The sequence below is a fragment of the Mycobacterium simiae genome, assembly GCF_010727605.1.
In the GTDB taxonomy this organism is placed as follows: Bacteria; Actinomycetota; Actinomycetes; order Mycobacteriales; family Mycobacteriaceae; genus Mycobacterium; species Mycobacterium simiae.
Window position 1 is genome coordinate 1,706,163 of record NZ_AP022568.1, and the last position, 14,771, is coordinate 1,720,933.

The following is a 14,771-nucleotide window of genomic DNA, read 5'->3' on the forward strand; positions in this document are numbered from 1 at the left end:
ACCGCCTTCAGGTTTTCTTCGGCGACTTTCGATCTCGATGCCGCCACCACGCGGTGATGAATATCGTCATCGCGGTCACCAGGCCGATCAGCACCCACAGCACGACGGCCTGATCGATCCACGAGCCGTAGGGCGGGCTGCCCGGCAAGATGTTGCGCAGCGGCACGATCGCGAACAGCATTGCGCCGTACCAGGTGATGAACGGCGGCAGGAATGACGTCCTGCCCAAAGCCATGGGAATGGCGACCCACAACGCCAAAATCGGCAAGGCGATGAGCACGAGGATCACGCCGACGTCGAAGATCAGCGGCCCCTTAGCCCGGTGCAGGGTGATGACCACGTTGTCCATCACATTGGGATCCTGGTCGTCAGGGTCGTGAACGCGGGTGACGCTGGCGTCCCAGCCGTCCAGCTTCCCGGTGACTTCCACACGGGCGGGTACCTTTTCGCGGTTGGGGCCGGTCCCGGTGAACACATCGGCCGCGATCACTTGCGTCTTGTACGTGTCGAACGGCCAATTGCCGGGGTCGCCGCGCGCTTCGATCGTGGTGGAGACCTGTGCCGGGGCCTTTCCGACCGGGTATTGCAGGTCACCAAGATCGTTGTCGGGGTACAACCGCACCGCCGCGTCGGTGGTCAGCACGCCAAAATTCTTGTCGTACAGCGAATCCTTGGGATACACAAGCACATTCACCGTGAGTCGATTGGCCACGGTCTTCAGCTCGCTCAGACTCACCTGCACCACACTGTCCTCAGCCTCGACCTTGCTGAAGTCCACCGCAGGCAGCGGCGGCGCCGACTTGGCCAACAGGTGCACCGCGATCAGGGACAACACGTAGACGCTCACGATGGCTACGAGAATCCCGAAGGCGATCGCGATTTGCCGTCCCCGCGCCTCGGGCGGCGACGGCGGCAGCGGCGGAGCTTGTACGGTCATCGGACACCACCACACACGTTGGACGAGTTTGCTGTCTGCTTAGGTACGGCCAGATGCTAACAGTCGTGCCGGTGATTTCACGGGATAACGACCGCGAATTGCTGCATCGCCGTAGATTTCGCCGCATCGAAGCCCGGTGCGCCCGCCGGCCCCTGCACATGGACGGCCACCAGGTAGACCTTGGTGTTGGTCCAGATATGGGCGATCCGGTCGGCGAAGGCAACGCCGGCGGGCCCGCCGATAGTGCCGCTGAGCAGTTGACTGCTGTAGCCGCAGAACTGCGCCCCGGTGACGGTGTCCTGCACGCCTGGCTCAGCGGAGCGCAGATCGGCACCATAGCGAAGAAACGCCCCACCGGGTTCGAGGTCGGTCGCAGTGATGGTTACCCGCAGCGATAAGCCGCTGGGGCCCGTGGCGGTCAACGCCACCGCATCGGTGCCGGGGGCCGAGTTCCAGCCATCGGGGATGGCCACGGTCAGCTTGGGCGCCACCGGATCCGGCACCGAAGCGGGGGTCATCCGGCCGCTTGGCCCAGTCGGTGGGAAGCACACCAGCGCGTTCGGCGGAATGTGGTCGGGCAGGGTGGTTTCGACGCCTGGTACCGGCTCGGCGGGGTCGGATCTGCGTGGTGCGCCCGAGATGGTCGCCGTCGCCGTCGTGGACGACGCTGTATCGGTGCGAATGTCCTTGCCATCCACGGGCTTTCCGCAACCGACCGCAACGCATGCCAGAACGCACATCACACCCGCGGCACCCGACGCGGTTCGCCCGGCGCGCTCAGTCACGCGAAAAGGCAAGCGCAAGTTCTGCTTCCACGTCAATGTAAGGCCGACCGGACAAGTCGACGGTGACCGCAGCGATGTTGCCGCCGGTGAAGGTGAAAGGCGCCTTGTAACGGCTGGATACGCCGGAGCCACCGTTGCGGCCGACGGTGATGCCCGCACCCGCCAGCCCGAACGTGCCCGGGTGCGTGATCACCTCCGCCAGCGCGCCGACCACCTCGCCGTCGACAAACAGCTTGACGTCCCCGAGCGGGGTGTGGCTGTTCGGCACTGTCCCGGTCCGCGCGTAGCTGACGCCGAACAGGTGTCTGCCCAATGGCACTGTGCCGGAAGACGAGACCAGTTGCTGGCGCTCGCCGAGGAAGTTGTAGACGTAGTGCAAGCGGCCGTCCTGGATGAACAGCACGTGCCCGCCGTGTGCGCCGCCCTGCTTGAACAGCACCCCTTCGGCCCCGGTGGTGTCCACGGTCACGTCGGCCAGCACGGCGAATGAGCGACCACGAATTTCGGCGGCGGCGCCGATCCCGACGTCCGCGCAGTCCGGGTAGTAGACGTAGCTGCTCCGATCCCCCGCCAGGTGCGGCCGGAACCGGGTCAACGTCTCCATGAGATTCAGATCGCCCAGTGGCAGCCCGTTGTACTTGGCGGCTTCGGAAAACCACAGCGCCTTGAGCTCTTCCAGCTTCTCCGGGTGCTCGCTGGCCAAGTCGTGGCATTGGCTGCGGTCGGCTTCGATGTGGAACAGTTCCCAGCGGTCGGCGTCGAAGTTCGACCACCCCGCCGGACTGGCGGCGTGCACGGTGTTGGCGAACCATCCTTCGTGCCAGATGCCGCGGGTGCCCAGCATCGTGTAGAACTGGGTCCGTTTCCCGGTGTCGGCGTTCGGATCGGCAAGAGCCGCTTTGAAACTCACGCCGTCCAACGGTTTTTGCGCGATTCCCTTGACCATCTCCGGCGGCGTCATGTCCAGCAGGTCATAGATGGTCGGGGTGATATCGCAGACGTTGACATAGTTGTCGCGAACCTCGCCACGCGCCGCGATCCCGTTCGGCCAGGAAATGATGGCGGAGTCGGCGATGCCGCCCTCGTGCGAGGCGTAGCGCTTGTAGAGCTTGTAGGGCGTGTTGAACGCCATCGCCCAGCCGATCGGGTAGTGGTTGTAGGTCTGTGGGCCGCCGAGCTGATCGAAGAGCTTCATGCTTTCCTCGACGGTATCGATGTAGCCGTTGAAGAACTTGCCCTCGTTCACCGAGCCGTTCGGGCCGCCCTCCCCGCTGGCACCGTTGTCGGAGATCACCACGACAATGGTGTTGTCCAGCTGGCCGGACTCCTCCAAATAGTCGAGGATCCGCCCGATCTGGGCATCGGTGTAACTCAGGAACCCGGCGAACACCTCAGCCATCCGGGCGAACAATTTCGTCTCTTCGTCGCTCAACGAGTCCCAGGGCCGCACCGTATCCTGCAGCGGCCACGGCTCGCCGTTGGGACCTTGCACGTCCAGATAGGGGTTCACCGGCGACAGTTCGGTCTGCGGCGGCACGATCCCCATCGATTTCTGCTTTTCCAGCACGATCTCGCGGTAGCGCTCATAGCCCATGTCGAACTTGCCGGCGTACTTGTCGGCCCACTCCTTGAAAACGTGATGCGGTGCGTGCCCGGCACCCGGGCAGACATAGCTAAACCACGGCTTGTCCGGCGCGATCACCTTCGCATCGCGGATGAACTCAATTGCCTTGTCGGCCAGATCTTTTGACAGGTGGTAGCCCTCTTCGGGGGTACCGGGCGGATTTACCGGGTGGTTGTCATACATCAGGTCGGGGTACCACTGGTCGGTCTCACCACCGGTGAACCCGTAGAACCGTTCGAAGCCGCGCGAGGTCGGCCAGTTCCGCTTCGTCGAGGCCATGCTGCACTCTTCGAGTGGGGTGAGGTGCCACTTGCCGACGCAGTAGGTGTTGTAGCCGCGTTCGGCGAGGACTTCTGAGATCAGCGCGGTATCGGTCGGGATGCGGCCGTTGCAGTTCGGGAATCCCTCGGTGAACTCCTCGATGGTGGCCATCCCCACCGTGGTGGCGTTGCGGCCGGTCAACAGCGAGGCACGAGTCGGGGAACACAGCGCGGTGGTATGAAACTGGGACAGCCGAACGCCACGCTCGGCGATCCGCGACATCGCCGGCATCTGCACCAGACCACCAAAGCAGTCCCAAGTCGCGATGCCGGTGTCGTCCCACACCAGATACAAAATGTTCGGCGCGCCCTGCGGAGCCGTCGGCGCCGCATACGGACCCCAGTCCGGCTCCGAATCGCGGATATCCAGCTCGATCTTGCCTTGAAATTCGCGCCCGTCAGCAGACATGCGCCGAGCGTAACGCCGCGACGAATATTCCGATCTCTTTTCGCCCTGCCGTTACCCTCGGATCGCCAAAGCAAAACGCCCGAGTCCTTCCGGTCTCGGGCGTTCGATGCTCGGGGACTACTTGGCCTTCTCCAGTACCTCGACGAGCCGCCACCGCTTGGTGGCCGACATCGGACGGGTCTCCATCAGTGCGACACGATCACCGATCCCGGCGACGCTGTCCTCGTCGTGCGCCTTGACCTTCTTGGTCGTCCGGATGATCTTGCCGTACAGCGAGTGGCGCGTCCGGTCTTCCAGTTCGACCACGATGGTCTTCTGCATCTTGTCGCTCACCACGTAGCCGATGCGCGTCTTGCGACGGCCGCGAGTCTTCGGGTTGGCCGGAGTGCGCTTGGGGCCCTTCTCTTTCGAAGCGCCGTCCTGCGCGGCCTTCGAGGTGGCTTTAGCTTCTGCCATCACGATTCCTTGTTTCCGTCGGGACCCTCGGGACCAGATGCCAGGCCCAGTTCTCGTTCACGCAGCACGGTGTACACACGGGCGATCTCGCGACGCACCGTGCGTAGCCGGCGGTTGTTGTTGAGCTGCCCCGTCGCCATCTGGAAACGCAGGTTGAACAGCTCCTCCTTGGATTCACGCAGGCGGTCGGTGAGCTCCTCTTCGGTAAGCTCGCGCAGTTCGCCAGGCGAAATACCCACTGCCATCAGAACTGATCCTCTCGGGTGATGATGCGTGCCTTGATCGGGAGCTTGTGGATGGCCCGGGTGAGAGCCTCCCGTGCGGTCTGCTCGTTGGGGTAACTGAGCTCGAACAGCACCCGGCCCGGCTTCACGTTCACGACCCACCACTCCGGGGAACCCTTACCCGAACCCATCCGGGTTTCGGCGGGCTTCTTGGTCAGCGGACGGTCAGGGAAGACGTTGATCCACACCTTGCCGCCACGCTTGATGTGCCGGTTGATCGCGATACGAGCGGACTCGATCTGCCGGTTGGTGACGTAGGCGTGCTCCAAGGCCTGGATGCCGTAGTCGCCGAAGTTCACCGCCGTGCCGCCGCTGGCAATACCGCGCTGGCGGGGATGGTGTTGCTTACGGTGCTTAACTCTGCGGGGAATCAACATGATTCAGCTCTCCGTGCTCTGCGGTTCGGGGGCCGGAGCACCCTCGGCCGCGGCGGTCGCCGTGGTTTCGGTGCCTGCAGTGCCCTCCGCGGCGCCTGCCGCGCGGCCGGCCTCGGTGCTGGTGGCTGTGGTTCCCGACGCACCGCTGCGGCGTGGGCGGGTGCCCGACGGCCGTTCGCGGCGTGGACGATCGGCGGCCGCGGGTGCGGCAGCGGCCAATTCGCGCTTGCCTCCCACGATGTCACCCTTGTAGATCCACACCTTCACACCGATCCGGCCGAAGGTGGTCTTGGCCTCGTAGAGGCCGTAGTCGATGTCGGCGCGCAGCGTGTGCAGCGGTACCCGGCCCTCGCGGTAGAACTCCGAGCGGCTCATCTCAGCACCGCCGAGGCGGCCCGAGCATTGCACCCGGATGCCCTTGACGTTGGGCTGGCGCATCGCCGACTGGATGGCCTTGCGCATCGCGCGGCGAAACGCCACCCGGTTGCTGAGCTGCTCGGCGACACCCTGTGCCACCAATTGTGCTTGCGACTCCGGGTTTTTGACCTCGAGGATGTTCAGCTGGACCTGCTTGCCGGTCAGCTTCTCCAGGTCGGCGCGAATCCGGTCCGCCTCGGTGCCGCGGCGGCCGATGACGATACCCGGACGCGCGGTATGGATGTCGACGCGGACCCGGTCGCGGGTGCGCTCGATTTCGACGTCGGCGATCCCGGCGCGCTCCAGACCGGTGGACAGCAGCCGACGGATCGACACGTCTTCCTTGACGTAGTCGGCGTACTGCTTATCGGCGTACCAGCGAGACTTCCAGTCAGTGGTAATCCCCAGCCGGAAGCCGTGCGGATTGATCTTCTGGCCCACTAGTCTGAGCCTCCCTTCGCTTCAGCAGTCTCAGACGTCTTGGCTTCGGTCTTGGGCTCCGCTTTCTTCGCGGGTGCCTTGCTGGCCGCTTTCTTGGCCGGCGAACCAGATCCGGCCTTGGTCGCCGCCTTCTTCGCGGGGGCCTTGGCGGCGGCCTTGCTGCCCTCGGCGCGGCGGGTCCGTGACGACTTCGACGACTGCTGGTCCTTGCTCGGGCGGCTCTCCACGACCACGGTGATGTGGCTGGTGCGCCGGCGAATCCGGAACGCGCGGCCCTGGGCGCGCGGACGGATACGCTTGGCGGTCGGTCCCTCGTCGGCGTAGACCGTGGCTACCACCAGCGTCGAGGGGTCCAGGCCGTCGTTGTTCTGCGCGTTGGCCGCGGCGCTGGCGATCACCTTGGCGACCGGCTCGCTGGCGGCCTGCGGCGCCCAGCGCAAGATGTCGAGGGCGTCGGTGACCGACTTGCCCCGGACCAGGTTGATCACCCGGCGCGCCTTGGTCGGCGACACCCGCACGAACCGTGCCTTGGCCGTCGCCGATGGAAATTCAGTTGAGGTCATCGCCGTTTGGCCTTCCGATCGTCCTTGATGTGCCCCTTGAAGGTGCGCGTCGGCGCGAACTCACCGAGCTTGTGGCCGACCATGGCCTCGGTGACGAACACCGGGACGTGCTTGCGGCCGTCGTGCACCGCGAAGGTGTGACCGATGAAATCGGGGATGATCGTCGAACGACGTGACCAGGTCTTGATGACCTGCTTGGTGTTCTTCTCGTTCTGGGCGTCCACCTTCTTCAGCAGGTGGTCGTCGACGAACGGACCCTTCTTCAGGCTGCGTGGCATCTGTTACTCCTCGACTTCCTAGCGACCGTGCTTCTTGCCGGTGCGCCGGCGTCGGACGATGAGCTTGTTGCTGGCCTTGTTCGGCTGACGGGTGCGGCCCTCGGGCTTACCCCACGGGCTGACCGGGTGACGACCACCGGAGGTCTTACCCTCACCACCACCGTGCGGGTGGTCCACCGGGTTCATCACAACACCGCGGACGGTCGGACGCTTGCCCTTCCAACGCATGCGACCGGCCTTGCCCCAGTTGATGTTCGCCTGCTCGGCGTTGCCCACCTCGCCGACGGTGGCGCGGCAGCGCACGTCGACGCGGCGGATCTCACCGCTGGGCATACGCAGCGACGCGTAGCTGCCCTCTTTTCCGAGCAGCTGAATGCTCGCGCCGGCCGAACGCGCCATCTTGGCACCACCGCCCGGCCGCAACTCGACCGCGTGCACCAACGTACCGGCCGGGATGTTGCGCAGCGGCAGGTTGTTACCCGGCTTGATGTCGGCGTTGGCGCCGGACTCGACCACGTCGCCCTGCGAAAGACCAAGCGGGGCAATGATGTAACGCTTCTCGCCGTCGAAGAAATGCAACAGCGCGATGTTGGCGGTGCGGTTTGGGTCGTACTCGATGTGCGCGACCTTGGCGTTGACGCCGTCCTTGTCGTTACGCCGGAAGTCGATGACCCGGTATGCGCGCTTGTGGCCACCGCCCTTGTGGCGAGTGGTGATGCGGCCGTGCGCGTTACGTCCACCATGACCGTGCAGCGGGCGCACCAGGGACTTCTCCGGCTCCGTACGCGTGATCTCGGCGAAGTCGGACACACTCGCACCACGGCGACCCGGGGTCGTCGGCTTGTATTTGCGAATTGCCATGTCTAATCAGATCTTTCTCTCGCTCGCACTCGGCTACGGGGCCGGTGCTCCGAACAGATCAATCGGCTTGCTGCCCGGGGCCAGGGTGACGATCGCGCGCTTGGTGCTCTTGCGCGTGCCGAAACCGGTCCGGGTGCGCTTCCGCTTGCCCTGCCGGTTCGCGGTGTTCACCGATGCGACCTTGACGGAGAAGATCTTTTCGATAGCGATCTTGATCTGCGTCTTGTTCGAATCGGGGTGCACCACGAAGGTGTACACGTTGTCGTCGAGCAGTCCGTAAGACTTCTCCGAGATGACCGGAGCCAGGATGATGTCGCGTGGGTCAGTGACGGTCGCCATCAGGCCGAAACCTCCACATCGGTGTTGTCAGCGGTGCCCGTCGCCGCGGCGATGTAAGCGCGCAGCGCCTCAACGCTGAACACCACGTCGTCGGAGCGCAACACGTCATAGGTGTTGAGCTGATCGGGCGAAAGGATGTGCACGCCGGGCAGGTTGCGCACGCTCTTCTGGCCGGCCTCGTCCGTGCGGCCGATGACGACCAGCACCTGCTTGCGGTCGGTCAGCGTGCTCAGAAATGCCTTGGCGCTCTTGGTCGACGGGGTCTGACCAGACACCAGCTCGGTGACCGCGTGGATGCGGCCGTTGCGGGCCCGGTCGGACAGCGCCCCGCGCAGCGCCGCCGCGATCATCTTCTTCGGCGTGCGCTGGCTGTAGTCACGCGGCTTGGGACCGTGCACGGTGCCACCGCCGGTGAACTGGGGGGCACGCGTCGAACCCTGCCGGGCGCGGCCGGTGCCCTTCTGGCGGTACGGCTTGCGGCCACCACCACTGACCTCGCCGCGCGTCTTGGTCGAGTGCGTGCCCTGGCGAGCCGCGGCCCGCTGCGCCGTGACCACCTGGTGCATCAACGCGATATTGGCCGGTGCATCGAACAACTCGGCGGGCAGCTCGACGGAACCGTCGACGTTGCCGTCCGGAGTCTTGACCTGAATTGTCAGGGCAGCCATTACTTCTCACCTCGTTTGATCGCCGTGCGGACCACAACGAGTCCACCGGTGCGTCCGGGGACCGCACCCTTGATCAACAGCACGCCGTTTTCGGCATCGACCTTGTGCACCACCAGGTTCTGCACGGTGACACGGTCGTTGCCCATCCGGCCCGCCATCCGGGTGCCCTTGAACACTCGCGCGGGCGTCGCGCAGCCGCCGATGGATCCCGGACGACGGTGCACCGCCTGAGCGCCGTGGCTGGCGCCCTGGCCACGGAAACCGTGGCGCTTCATGGTGCCGGCGAAACCCTTGCCCTTGGAGGTGCCGGTGACGTCGACATAGGCGCCGTCGGCGAAGATCTCGGCCGTCAGTTCCTGGCCGACCTCGTATTCGGCCGCCGCGTCCGGGTTGTCCAGGCGCAACTCGGCCAGATAACGGCGGGGGTTGATACCCGCGGCGGCGTACTGGCCTGTGACGGGCTTGGTGACTTTACGCGGACTGATCTCGCCGTAGGCCACCTGCACGGCGCTGTATCCGTCGCGCTCCGGGGTGCGGATGCGCGTCACTACATTGGGCCCCGCCTTGACCACGGTCACCGGCACGACCCGGTTGTTCTCGTCGAACACCTGCGTCATGCCCAGCTTGGTACCCAGAATGCCTTTTCTCGCCATTAGATCTGGATCTCCTACTGGATGTTGACGTCGACGCTGGCCGGCAGATCGATGCGCATCAAGGCGTCAACGGTCTTCGGCGTCGGATCAAGAATGTCGATCAGCCGCTTGTGGGTGCGCATCTCGAAGTGCTCCCGCGAGTCCTTGTACTTGTGCGGCGAGCGGATGACGCAATACACATTCTTTTCGGTCGGCAGCGGCACCGGCCCTACGACGCTGGCACCAGTACGGACGACGGTCTCGACGATCTTGCGCGCCGAGGCGTCGATGGCCTCATGGTCGTAGGCCTTAAGCCTGATGCGGATCTTCTGTCCCGCCACGCTTCTCCTACCCTCACTCCTGTTGAAGCCCGATGAATCGGGCTTGGTCTCCGTGTCACCAGTGCCCCCGGCATGCCGACTCGACTCGGCCCGTCTGGGCCGAACGAGCGCCGCGCCGGATACTGCGCCGCTGTTTACCTGTCGTGGTCCACCGGCCCCCGCGGTCGGGCGTGTCACCCGCACACAGCCTTGGGGCGGCCGTTTTGAAGGCCAAAATAGTCGCTCCAAGGATGGGACCGGACGCGCCCGTTTGGGCGCTGGTCGCATGCCCGGCCAGGCGTAAACCCGGCTCAAGGCAACCCGAACAGTATGCCCTACATCGTGGCTGGTTCAAAATTCCAGTTCGAATCGCACCCAATATTCGGCTACCAGGCTCGATAGGGGATTTCACACAGCTGTGAGGATGGCGGTCCTTCGCGGATCGGCGCGGGGTACATACGTTCGGATCCGAGCCAAATCGGACGGGGGCGGCTGTGAACACACCGATTATCGATGCCGCCGCACAGGCGCTCGCCGACCCCATGGCCTACACCGATGAAGCGCAGTTGCACGCCGCGTTGACCCACTTACGCGCACACGCGCCGGTGTCGCTGGTCGATCGCCCGCCCTACTCCCCGTTCTGGGCAATCACCAAGCACGCCGACATCACCGAGATCGAGCGCGCCCACGACCTGTTCACCAACCAGCCCCGGCCGATCCTCGTCGCCGCCGAGACCGATGCCCTAAACAACGCCCAACTGGACGCCGGCGCGGGTCTGCGCACCCTGATCCACATGGACGGCCCGGACCACCGCGCGTTCCGCGCGATCGGCGCCGACTGGTTCGCACCCAAGGCGATGCGGGCGCTGCAACTCCGCGTCACCGAGTTGGCCAAGGTCTACGTCGACAAGATGGCGGCCGCGGGCACCGAATGCGACTTCGTGCAGGAAGTCGCCGTGAACTTTCCGCTGTACGTGATCCTGTCACTGCTGGGCCTGCCGGAGTCGGACTTCCCCCGCATGCTCGCGCTCACGCAGGAGCTGTTCGGCGTCAACGACGCCGATCGCCAGCGTGGCAGTACGCCCTCAGCGCACCTGGAGGTGATACAGGATCTACTCGCCTACTTCACCGCGCTCACCGCGTCGCGGCGCGAACATCCCACCCAAGACCTGGCCTCCGCGATCGCCAACGCCACAATCGACGGCGAACCTTTGTCCGACATCGACGCCGCGTCGTATTACACGATCGTCGCCACCGCCGGCCACGACACCACCAGTTCGACGATCGCCGGGGGCCTGCGGGCGCTGATCGAAAACCCCGACCAACGTCAGCGACTGACCGAGGATTTGGGACTGATGCCGCTGGCAGCGGAGGAAATGATCCGCTGGGTGACGCCGGTGAAGGACTTCATGCGCACCGCGACGGCCGACACCGTGGTGCGCGGCGTGCCGATCGCCAAGGGCGAGTCGGTGTACCTGTCCTACGTCTCGGCCAACCGCGACGAGGAAGTGTTCGACGATCCGTTCCGCTTCGACATCGGGCGACAGCCGAACAAGCACTTGGCATTCGGTCACGGCGTTCACTTCTGCTTGGGTGCGGCGCTGGCCCGGATGGAGCTGAATGGGTTCTTCACCGAACTGTTGCCGCGGTTGAAATCCATTGAGCTGAACGGGGAACCGGAACTGCTCGCCACTACGTTCGTCGGCGGGCTGAAACGTCTGCCAATTCGTTACTCGCTGCGTTAGCAGCCGCCCCGAAGGGAAACGAGTCCGCGCATGAAACATGCCATCACTACCTTCGTCACCGACGAGAGCATTTCTCCGGGCGCACTCGCCATGGCGGTCGAAGAGCGAGGGTTTGGCTCCCTGATCGTTCCGGAGCACTCCCACATGCCCGTCGCCTATGAAGAACCGTTCCCCGACGCGGGCACGCCGGGCCGCGAGTACTACCGCACCCTGGATCCCTTCGTGGTGTTGACCGCCGCCGCCACGGCGACACAAGATCTGGTGTTGATGACCGGGGTGCTCTTGTTGGCGCAGCGCGATGTGTTCTATACGGCCAAGGAAGTCGCCAGCCTCGACCTGCTCTCCGGTGGGCGACTCAAGGTCGGCGTCGGCGTGGGCTGGAATCGGCACGAGATGCGGCACTGCGGTGTCGATCCCGCGACCCGGGGCGCTAAGACCGACGAGCAGATCCGCGCGCTACGACAGATATGGACTAACGACATAGCGGAGTTCCACGGCGAATTCGTCGATTTCGGTCCGAGTTTCTCCTGGCCGAAACCGCTCCAACGGCCAAATCCACCCATCTACATCGGTGGATCCAGTCGCGCCGCGCTGCAACGCCTTTGCGACGTCGGGGACGGTTGGCTGCCTCCTCCGCTGCCTGCCGACGAGATCGCGCGGGCACGTCAGTTCATGACCGACAACGGCCGGCCCGACATCCCGATCACGATGTTCGGCGCCCCCGCAGATCCCGACGCTTTGGCCGACTACGCCGCCGCCGGCGTCGAGGAGGCCGCGTTCCTGCTGCCGACCCTGCCGGAATCCGATGCACTACGTGAACTGGACAAGCTGGCCGCCCTCGCGCAGATCACCACCTGACTACCCGGGCGCGGCCCAGCCGTCCGGACAACCGCCAGATCCGCGTCATCGGTGCACCCGCCTGCTCAAAGGCGCCGAGATTCACCGCGCGGGGTCTGGCCCTCAGGCGCCCGCGGATTCGATGCTCGCGGCGGTGGCGCGCCGCTGGGTCCGCTGCACGTGCAGGAACCCGTCGACCGCCGCGAGAGCACATTCGCGGTAGTCGAAGTCCGGCAGCGTCGACAGCCGGCCCAGTACCAGCGGACCGATCAGCAAGGCGATGGCCCGGGAGCGGTCCACCTCGCCAAGCTCGGCGGCTTCCGGGCTGTCGAACAGCGCGTCGAACGGCGCCGCGTATTGCTGGGCGATGCGCTCACGCAGGGTGGTGATGGCCGGACTGTCGGCGGTACGCGCGTGGTCAGGCTCCGGTAAACCTTCCAGGTCACGGCCGAGCGCCAGCCAGGACATCGCGGTCATCACCGCCGGTGCCTGCGCCACGGCGTCGGCCTGCTCCAGCACCATGGCAACCAGCCGATCCCGCAGCGAACCCTCCTGCGGCGGCATCGGCGACGGCGGGATGAGGCTGTTGAACGCCGCGGCCAGCAAATCGTTGCCACTGGGAAAATGGCGATACAGGGTCGCCCGCGCGACGTTGGCGGTGCGAGTCACCGCTTCGACGGTCACCGCACTGGGACCCCCGGAGCGCAACAGCGCCGCTGCGGCCTCCAGCAAACGAGCCCGGGACCGCGCGGGCCGAGGGTCGGTGCTCTCCCCGGTGATTGTGACCCACCTCCCTGTTTAGAGCCAAGACTATCCGTCTATCAACGAGACTATTGGTCTCAAATCTCTGCACGCCCCCGAAGGGAGGCGAACTCATGGTCGATGTCGCCGCTGTCCAGGTCCGGCCTGAACAGCGTACTGATGCGGTCGGTATCGGCGGTAGCCCTCGAGCGCGAGGCTGGACGTTGACGGTCGCTTGCATGGGTGTCGCCCTGGTCGTCGCATCGATGACGGCACTGAACACGGCACTGGGCGATCTCGCGGTGGCCACCTCGGCAACGCAGTCGCAATTGAATTGGATCGTCGACGGCTACACCGTGGCGCTGGCCTGTCTGCTGCTGCCGGCCGGCGCGGTCGGCGACCGGTACGGTCGGCGGGGCGCCCTGCTGACCGGCCTAGCGGTATTCGCGCTCGGCTCCGCGACACCGGCAATCTTGCATAGCCCCACCCAGATCATCGCGGGACGTGCGGTGGCCGGAATCGGTGCTGCCTTCGTCATGCCAGCGACGTTATCGCTGTTGACCGTGGCCTATCCGAAAGACCAACGCATGAAGGCGGTCGGCATCTGGGCCGGTACCGCCGGCTCCGGCGGCGTGTTGGGATTGATCGGTTCCGGTGTGCTGCTGCGATTTTGGGATTGGCACGCGATTTTCTGGTCACTCGGACTTGCCGGGCTGCTGATCTTCGCCCTGGCGTGCAGCGTCGCGCCGTCGCGCGACCGGACCGCTCCGCGGATCGATTCGGTGGGCGCCGTCCTGATCGGCGTCGCGGTAGCGATTGCGGTCGCCGCGATCTTGGAGGCCCCCAACCGAGGCTGGGACGATCCCCTGGTGTGGGGCGGGCTGGTCGGGGGGGCGATTATCGCCGCGCTGTTCGGGGTGGTCGAATTCCGCTGCAAACAACCACTTCTCGATGTTCGGCTGTTCGCCGACCCCAACTTCGCCACCGGGGTGGCAGCCATCGTCGTGCTGTTCGGCGCGACGTTCGGCTTCTTTTACATCGGCATGCAGTATGTGCAGCAGATCATGGGCTACTCGCCCTTGACGACGGCAATTGCGTTCGGCCCGTTCATGGTGCCGCTGGGCATCTTCTCAGCGCTGTCGTTCTGGTACGTGCCCAAACTTGGTTTGCGGCTGGTGCTGTTCATCGGGACGGGGCTGATGGCGGTCGGCTTCGCGTGCCTGTCCGGCCTGACCCTGCATTCCACATACCCTCAATTCGCTTGGCCGACCTTGATTCTGGCAACCGGAATCGGAATCTGTACGGCGCCGACGACGTCGGCCATCATGGGTGCGGTACCCGACGAAAAGCAGGGCGTCGCTTCCGCGGTGAACGACACCTCGCGGGAGATGGGCGGCGCCCTGGGTATCGCCGTGGCCGGTTCGATCCTGGCCGGCCGGTATTCACACGAGCTGGCACCGCAATTGGCGACCTTCCCCGCGCAGGTGCGCGGACCCGCCACCGACTCGCTGGCCAAGGCTGTCGAGGTGGCCGGCCAACTCGGGCCACAGGGTGCCAAGCTGGCCGAGGTTAGCAAGACCGCGTTCCTGACCGCCATGCATGCCTCGACGATCGTGATGGCGGTGATCGTGGGCGTCATCTCGGTTCTGATTGGGCTGTGGGCTCCCGGACGCGACGGCAAACAGCTGCGCCCGGTGCGCCGTGCGCTGGCGCGCCGGGGCTAGCGGCCGGGGTCCG

General features: G+C 65.4%; 18 protein-coding genes. 3 read left to right on the plus strand and 15 right to left on the minus strand.

Annotated features, from left to right (window positions below; translation table 11 throughout):
* Positions 1-7: 7 nt before the first annotated feature.
* The 14 genes from G6N33_RS07820 to rpsJ form a co-directional block, all read right to left on the minus strand.
* The gene (locus tag G6N33_RS07820) at positions 8-937 is read right to left on the minus strand and encodes a DUF4436 domain-containing protein (protein WP_044509832.1); all 930 of its coding nucleotides are present in this window, start codon (positions 935-937) and stop codon (positions 8-10) included.
* Between the two features lie 77 nt (positions 938-1,014).
* Positions 1,015-1,722, minus strand: coding sequence for a hypothetical protein (locus G6N33_RS27400; protein ID WP_231382550.1), 708 nt, complete (start codon positions 1,720-1,722; stop codon positions 1,015-1,017).
* Positions 1,715-4,075, minus strand: a complete 2,361-nt coding sequence (locus G6N33_RS07830; protein WP_044509831.1) for an arylsulfatase — start codon at positions 4,073-4,075, stop codon at positions 1,715-1,717. Before G6N33_RS07830 ends, G6N33_RS27400 begins: the two co-directional genes overlap by 8 nt.
* 117 nt (positions 4,076-4,192) lie before the next feature.
* Entirely contained in the window at positions 4,193-4,531 is a 339-nt protein-coding gene (gene rpsQ, locus G6N33_RS07835) for a 30S ribosomal protein S17 (protein WP_044509830.1), read from the minus strand.
* Positions 4,531-4,776 (minus strand): 50S ribosomal protein L29, encoded by a 246-nt coding sequence (rpmC, locus tag G6N33_RS07840; protein ID WP_044509829.1) that lies wholly within the window; start codon positions 4,774-4,776, stop codon positions 4,531-4,533. The genes rpsQ and rpmC overlap by 1 nt, the downstream gene beginning before the upstream one ends.
* Positions 4,776-5,192 (minus strand): 50S ribosomal protein L16, encoded by a 417-nt coding sequence (gene rplP, locus G6N33_RS07845; protein WP_044509828.1) that lies wholly within the window; start codon positions 5,190-5,192, stop codon positions 4,776-4,778. The genes rpmC and rplP overlap by 1 nt, the downstream gene beginning before the upstream one ends.
* A gap of 3 nt (positions 5,193-5,195) precedes the next feature.
* A complete protein-coding gene (gene rpsC / locus G6N33_RS07850; RefSeq protein ID WP_044509827.1) occupies positions 5,196-6,050 on the minus strand; it encodes a 30S ribosomal protein S3 in 855 nt (284 codons plus the stop codon).
* Complete coding sequence (gene rplV, locus G6N33_RS07855) at positions 6,050-6,613, minus strand: 50S ribosomal protein L22 (RefSeq protein ID WP_101528772.1); 564 nt, start codon at positions 6,611-6,613, stop codon at positions 6,050-6,052. Before rplV ends, rpsC begins: the two co-directional genes overlap by 1 nt.
* Positions 6,610-6,891 carry a 30S ribosomal protein S19 gene (gene rpsS, locus G6N33_RS07860; protein ID WP_007167837.1) on the minus strand — a complete coding sequence of 94 codons (282 nt, stop codon included), beginning with the start codon at positions 6,889-6,891 and terminating at the stop codon, positions 6,610-6,612. Before rpsS ends, rplV begins: the two co-directional genes overlap by 4 nt.
* Positions 6,892-6,909: 18 nt before the next feature.
* A complete protein-coding gene (gene rplB, locus G6N33_RS07865; RefSeq protein ID WP_044509825.1) occupies positions 6,910-7,752 on the minus strand; it encodes a 50S ribosomal protein L2 in 843 nt (280 codons plus the stop codon).
* A gap of 33 nt (positions 7,753-7,785) precedes the next feature.
* Positions 7,786-8,091 (minus strand): 50S ribosomal protein L23, encoded by a 306-nt coding sequence (gene rplW / locus G6N33_RS07870; protein ID WP_044509824.1) that lies wholly within the window; start codon positions 8,089-8,091, stop codon positions 7,786-7,788.
* The gene (gene rplD, locus G6N33_RS07875; RefSeq protein ID WP_044509823.1) at positions 8,091-8,759 is read right to left on the minus strand and encodes a 50S ribosomal protein L4; all 669 of its coding nucleotides are present in this window, start codon (positions 8,757-8,759) and stop codon (positions 8,091-8,093) included. The genes rplW and rplD overlap by 1 nt, the downstream gene beginning before the upstream one ends.
* Positions 8,759-9,412 carry a 50S ribosomal protein L3 gene (rplC, locus tag G6N33_RS07880; RefSeq protein WP_044509822.1) on the minus strand — a complete coding sequence of 218 codons (654 nt, stop codon included), beginning with the start codon at positions 9,410-9,412 and terminating at the stop codon, positions 8,759-8,761. The genes rplD and rplC overlap by 1 nt, the downstream gene beginning before the upstream one ends.
* Positions 9,413-9,426: 14 nt before the next feature.
* Positions 9,427-9,732, minus strand: a complete 306-nt coding sequence (gene rpsJ / locus G6N33_RS07885; RefSeq protein WP_003873519.1) for a 30S ribosomal protein S10 — start codon at positions 9,730-9,732, stop codon at positions 9,427-9,429.
* Positions 9,733-10,220: 488 nt separating this feature from the next.
* On the opposite strand from rpsJ, the gene G6N33_RS07890 reads away from it, so the two are divergent.
* Together G6N33_RS07890 and G6N33_RS07895 are read left to right on the plus strand one after the other, a co-directional pair.
* Entirely contained in the window at positions 10,221-11,456 is a 1,236-nt protein-coding gene (locus G6N33_RS07890; RefSeq protein ID WP_044512842.1) for a cytochrome P450, read from the plus strand.
* A gap of 30 nt (positions 11,457-11,486) precedes the next feature.
* Positions 11,487-12,314, plus strand: a complete 828-nt coding sequence (locus tag G6N33_RS07895) for an LLM class F420-dependent oxidoreductase (RefSeq protein ID WP_044509821.1) — start codon at positions 11,487-11,489, stop codon at positions 12,312-12,314.
* Positions 12,315-12,416: 102 nt separating this feature from the next.
* On the opposite strand, the gene G6N33_RS07900 is transcribed toward G6N33_RS07895, so the two are convergent.
* Positions 12,417-12,977 (minus strand): TetR family transcriptional regulator, encoded by a 561-nt coding sequence (locus G6N33_RS07900; RefSeq protein ID WP_231382549.1) that lies wholly within the window; start codon positions 12,975-12,977, stop codon positions 12,417-12,419.
* A 296-nt stretch (positions 12,978-13,273) separates the two neighbouring features.
* Here G6N33_RS07900 and G6N33_RS07905 point away from each other — a divergent pair, with 296 nt between their 5' ends.
* Complete coding sequence (locus G6N33_RS07905; RefSeq protein ID WP_231382548.1) at positions 13,274-14,758, plus strand: MFS transporter; 1,485 nt, start codon at positions 13,274-13,276, stop codon at positions 14,756-14,758.
* Positions 14,759-14,771: the final 13 nt, after the last annotated feature.

Bases quoted from the DNA above. Each gene is read 5' to 3' on its own strand.
- rplD (WP_044509823.1), bottom strand. From the start codon at position 8,759: ATGGCTGCCCTGACAATTCAGGTCAAGACTCCGGACGGCAACGTCGAC.
- rpsQ (WP_044509830.1), bottom strand. From the start codon at position 4,531: ATGGCAGAAGCTAAAGCCACCTCGAAGGCCGCGCAGGACGGCGCTTCG.
- rplV (WP_101528772.1), bottom strand. From the start codon at position 6,613: ATGACCTCAACTGAATTTCCATCGGCGACGGCCAAGGCACGGTTCGTG.
- rplB (WP_044509825.1), bottom strand. From the start codon at position 7,752: ATGGCAATTCGCAAATACAAGCCGACGACCCCGGGTCGCCGTGGTGCG.
- rplW (WP_044509824.1), bottom strand. From the start codon at position 8,091: ATGGCGACCGTCACTGACCCACGCGACATCATCCTGGCTCCGGTCATC.
- G6N33_RS07820 (WP_044509832.1), bottom strand. From the start codon at position 937: ATGACCGTACAAGCTCCGCCGCTGCCGCCGTCGCCGCCCGAGGCGCGG.
- rplP (WP_044509828.1), bottom strand. From the start codon at position 5,192: ATGTTGATTCCCCGCAGAGTTAAGCACCGTAAGCAACACCATCCCCGC.
- G6N33_RS07905 (WP_231382548.1), top strand. From the start codon at position 13,274: ATGGGTGTCGCCCTGGTCGTCGCATCGATGACGGCACTGAACACGGCA.
- rpmC (WP_044509829.1), bottom strand. From the start codon at position 4,776: ATGGCAGTGGGTATTTCGCCTGGCGAACTGCGCGAGCTTACCGAAGAG.
- G6N33_RS07830 (WP_044509831.1), bottom strand. From the start codon at position 4,075: ATGTCTGCTGACGGGCGCGAATTTCAAGGCAAGATCGAGCTGGATATC.
- rpsS (WP_007167837.1), bottom strand. From the start codon at position 6,891: ATGCCACGCAGCCTGAAGAAGGGTCCGTTCGTCGACGACCACCTGCTG.
- rplC (WP_044509822.1), bottom strand. From the start codon at position 9,412: ATGGCGAGAAAAGGCATTCTGGGTACCAAGCTGGGCATGACGCAGGTG.
- G6N33_RS07895 (WP_044509821.1), top strand. From the start codon at position 11,487: ATGAAACATGCCATCACTACCTTCGTCACCGACGAGAGCATTTCTCCG.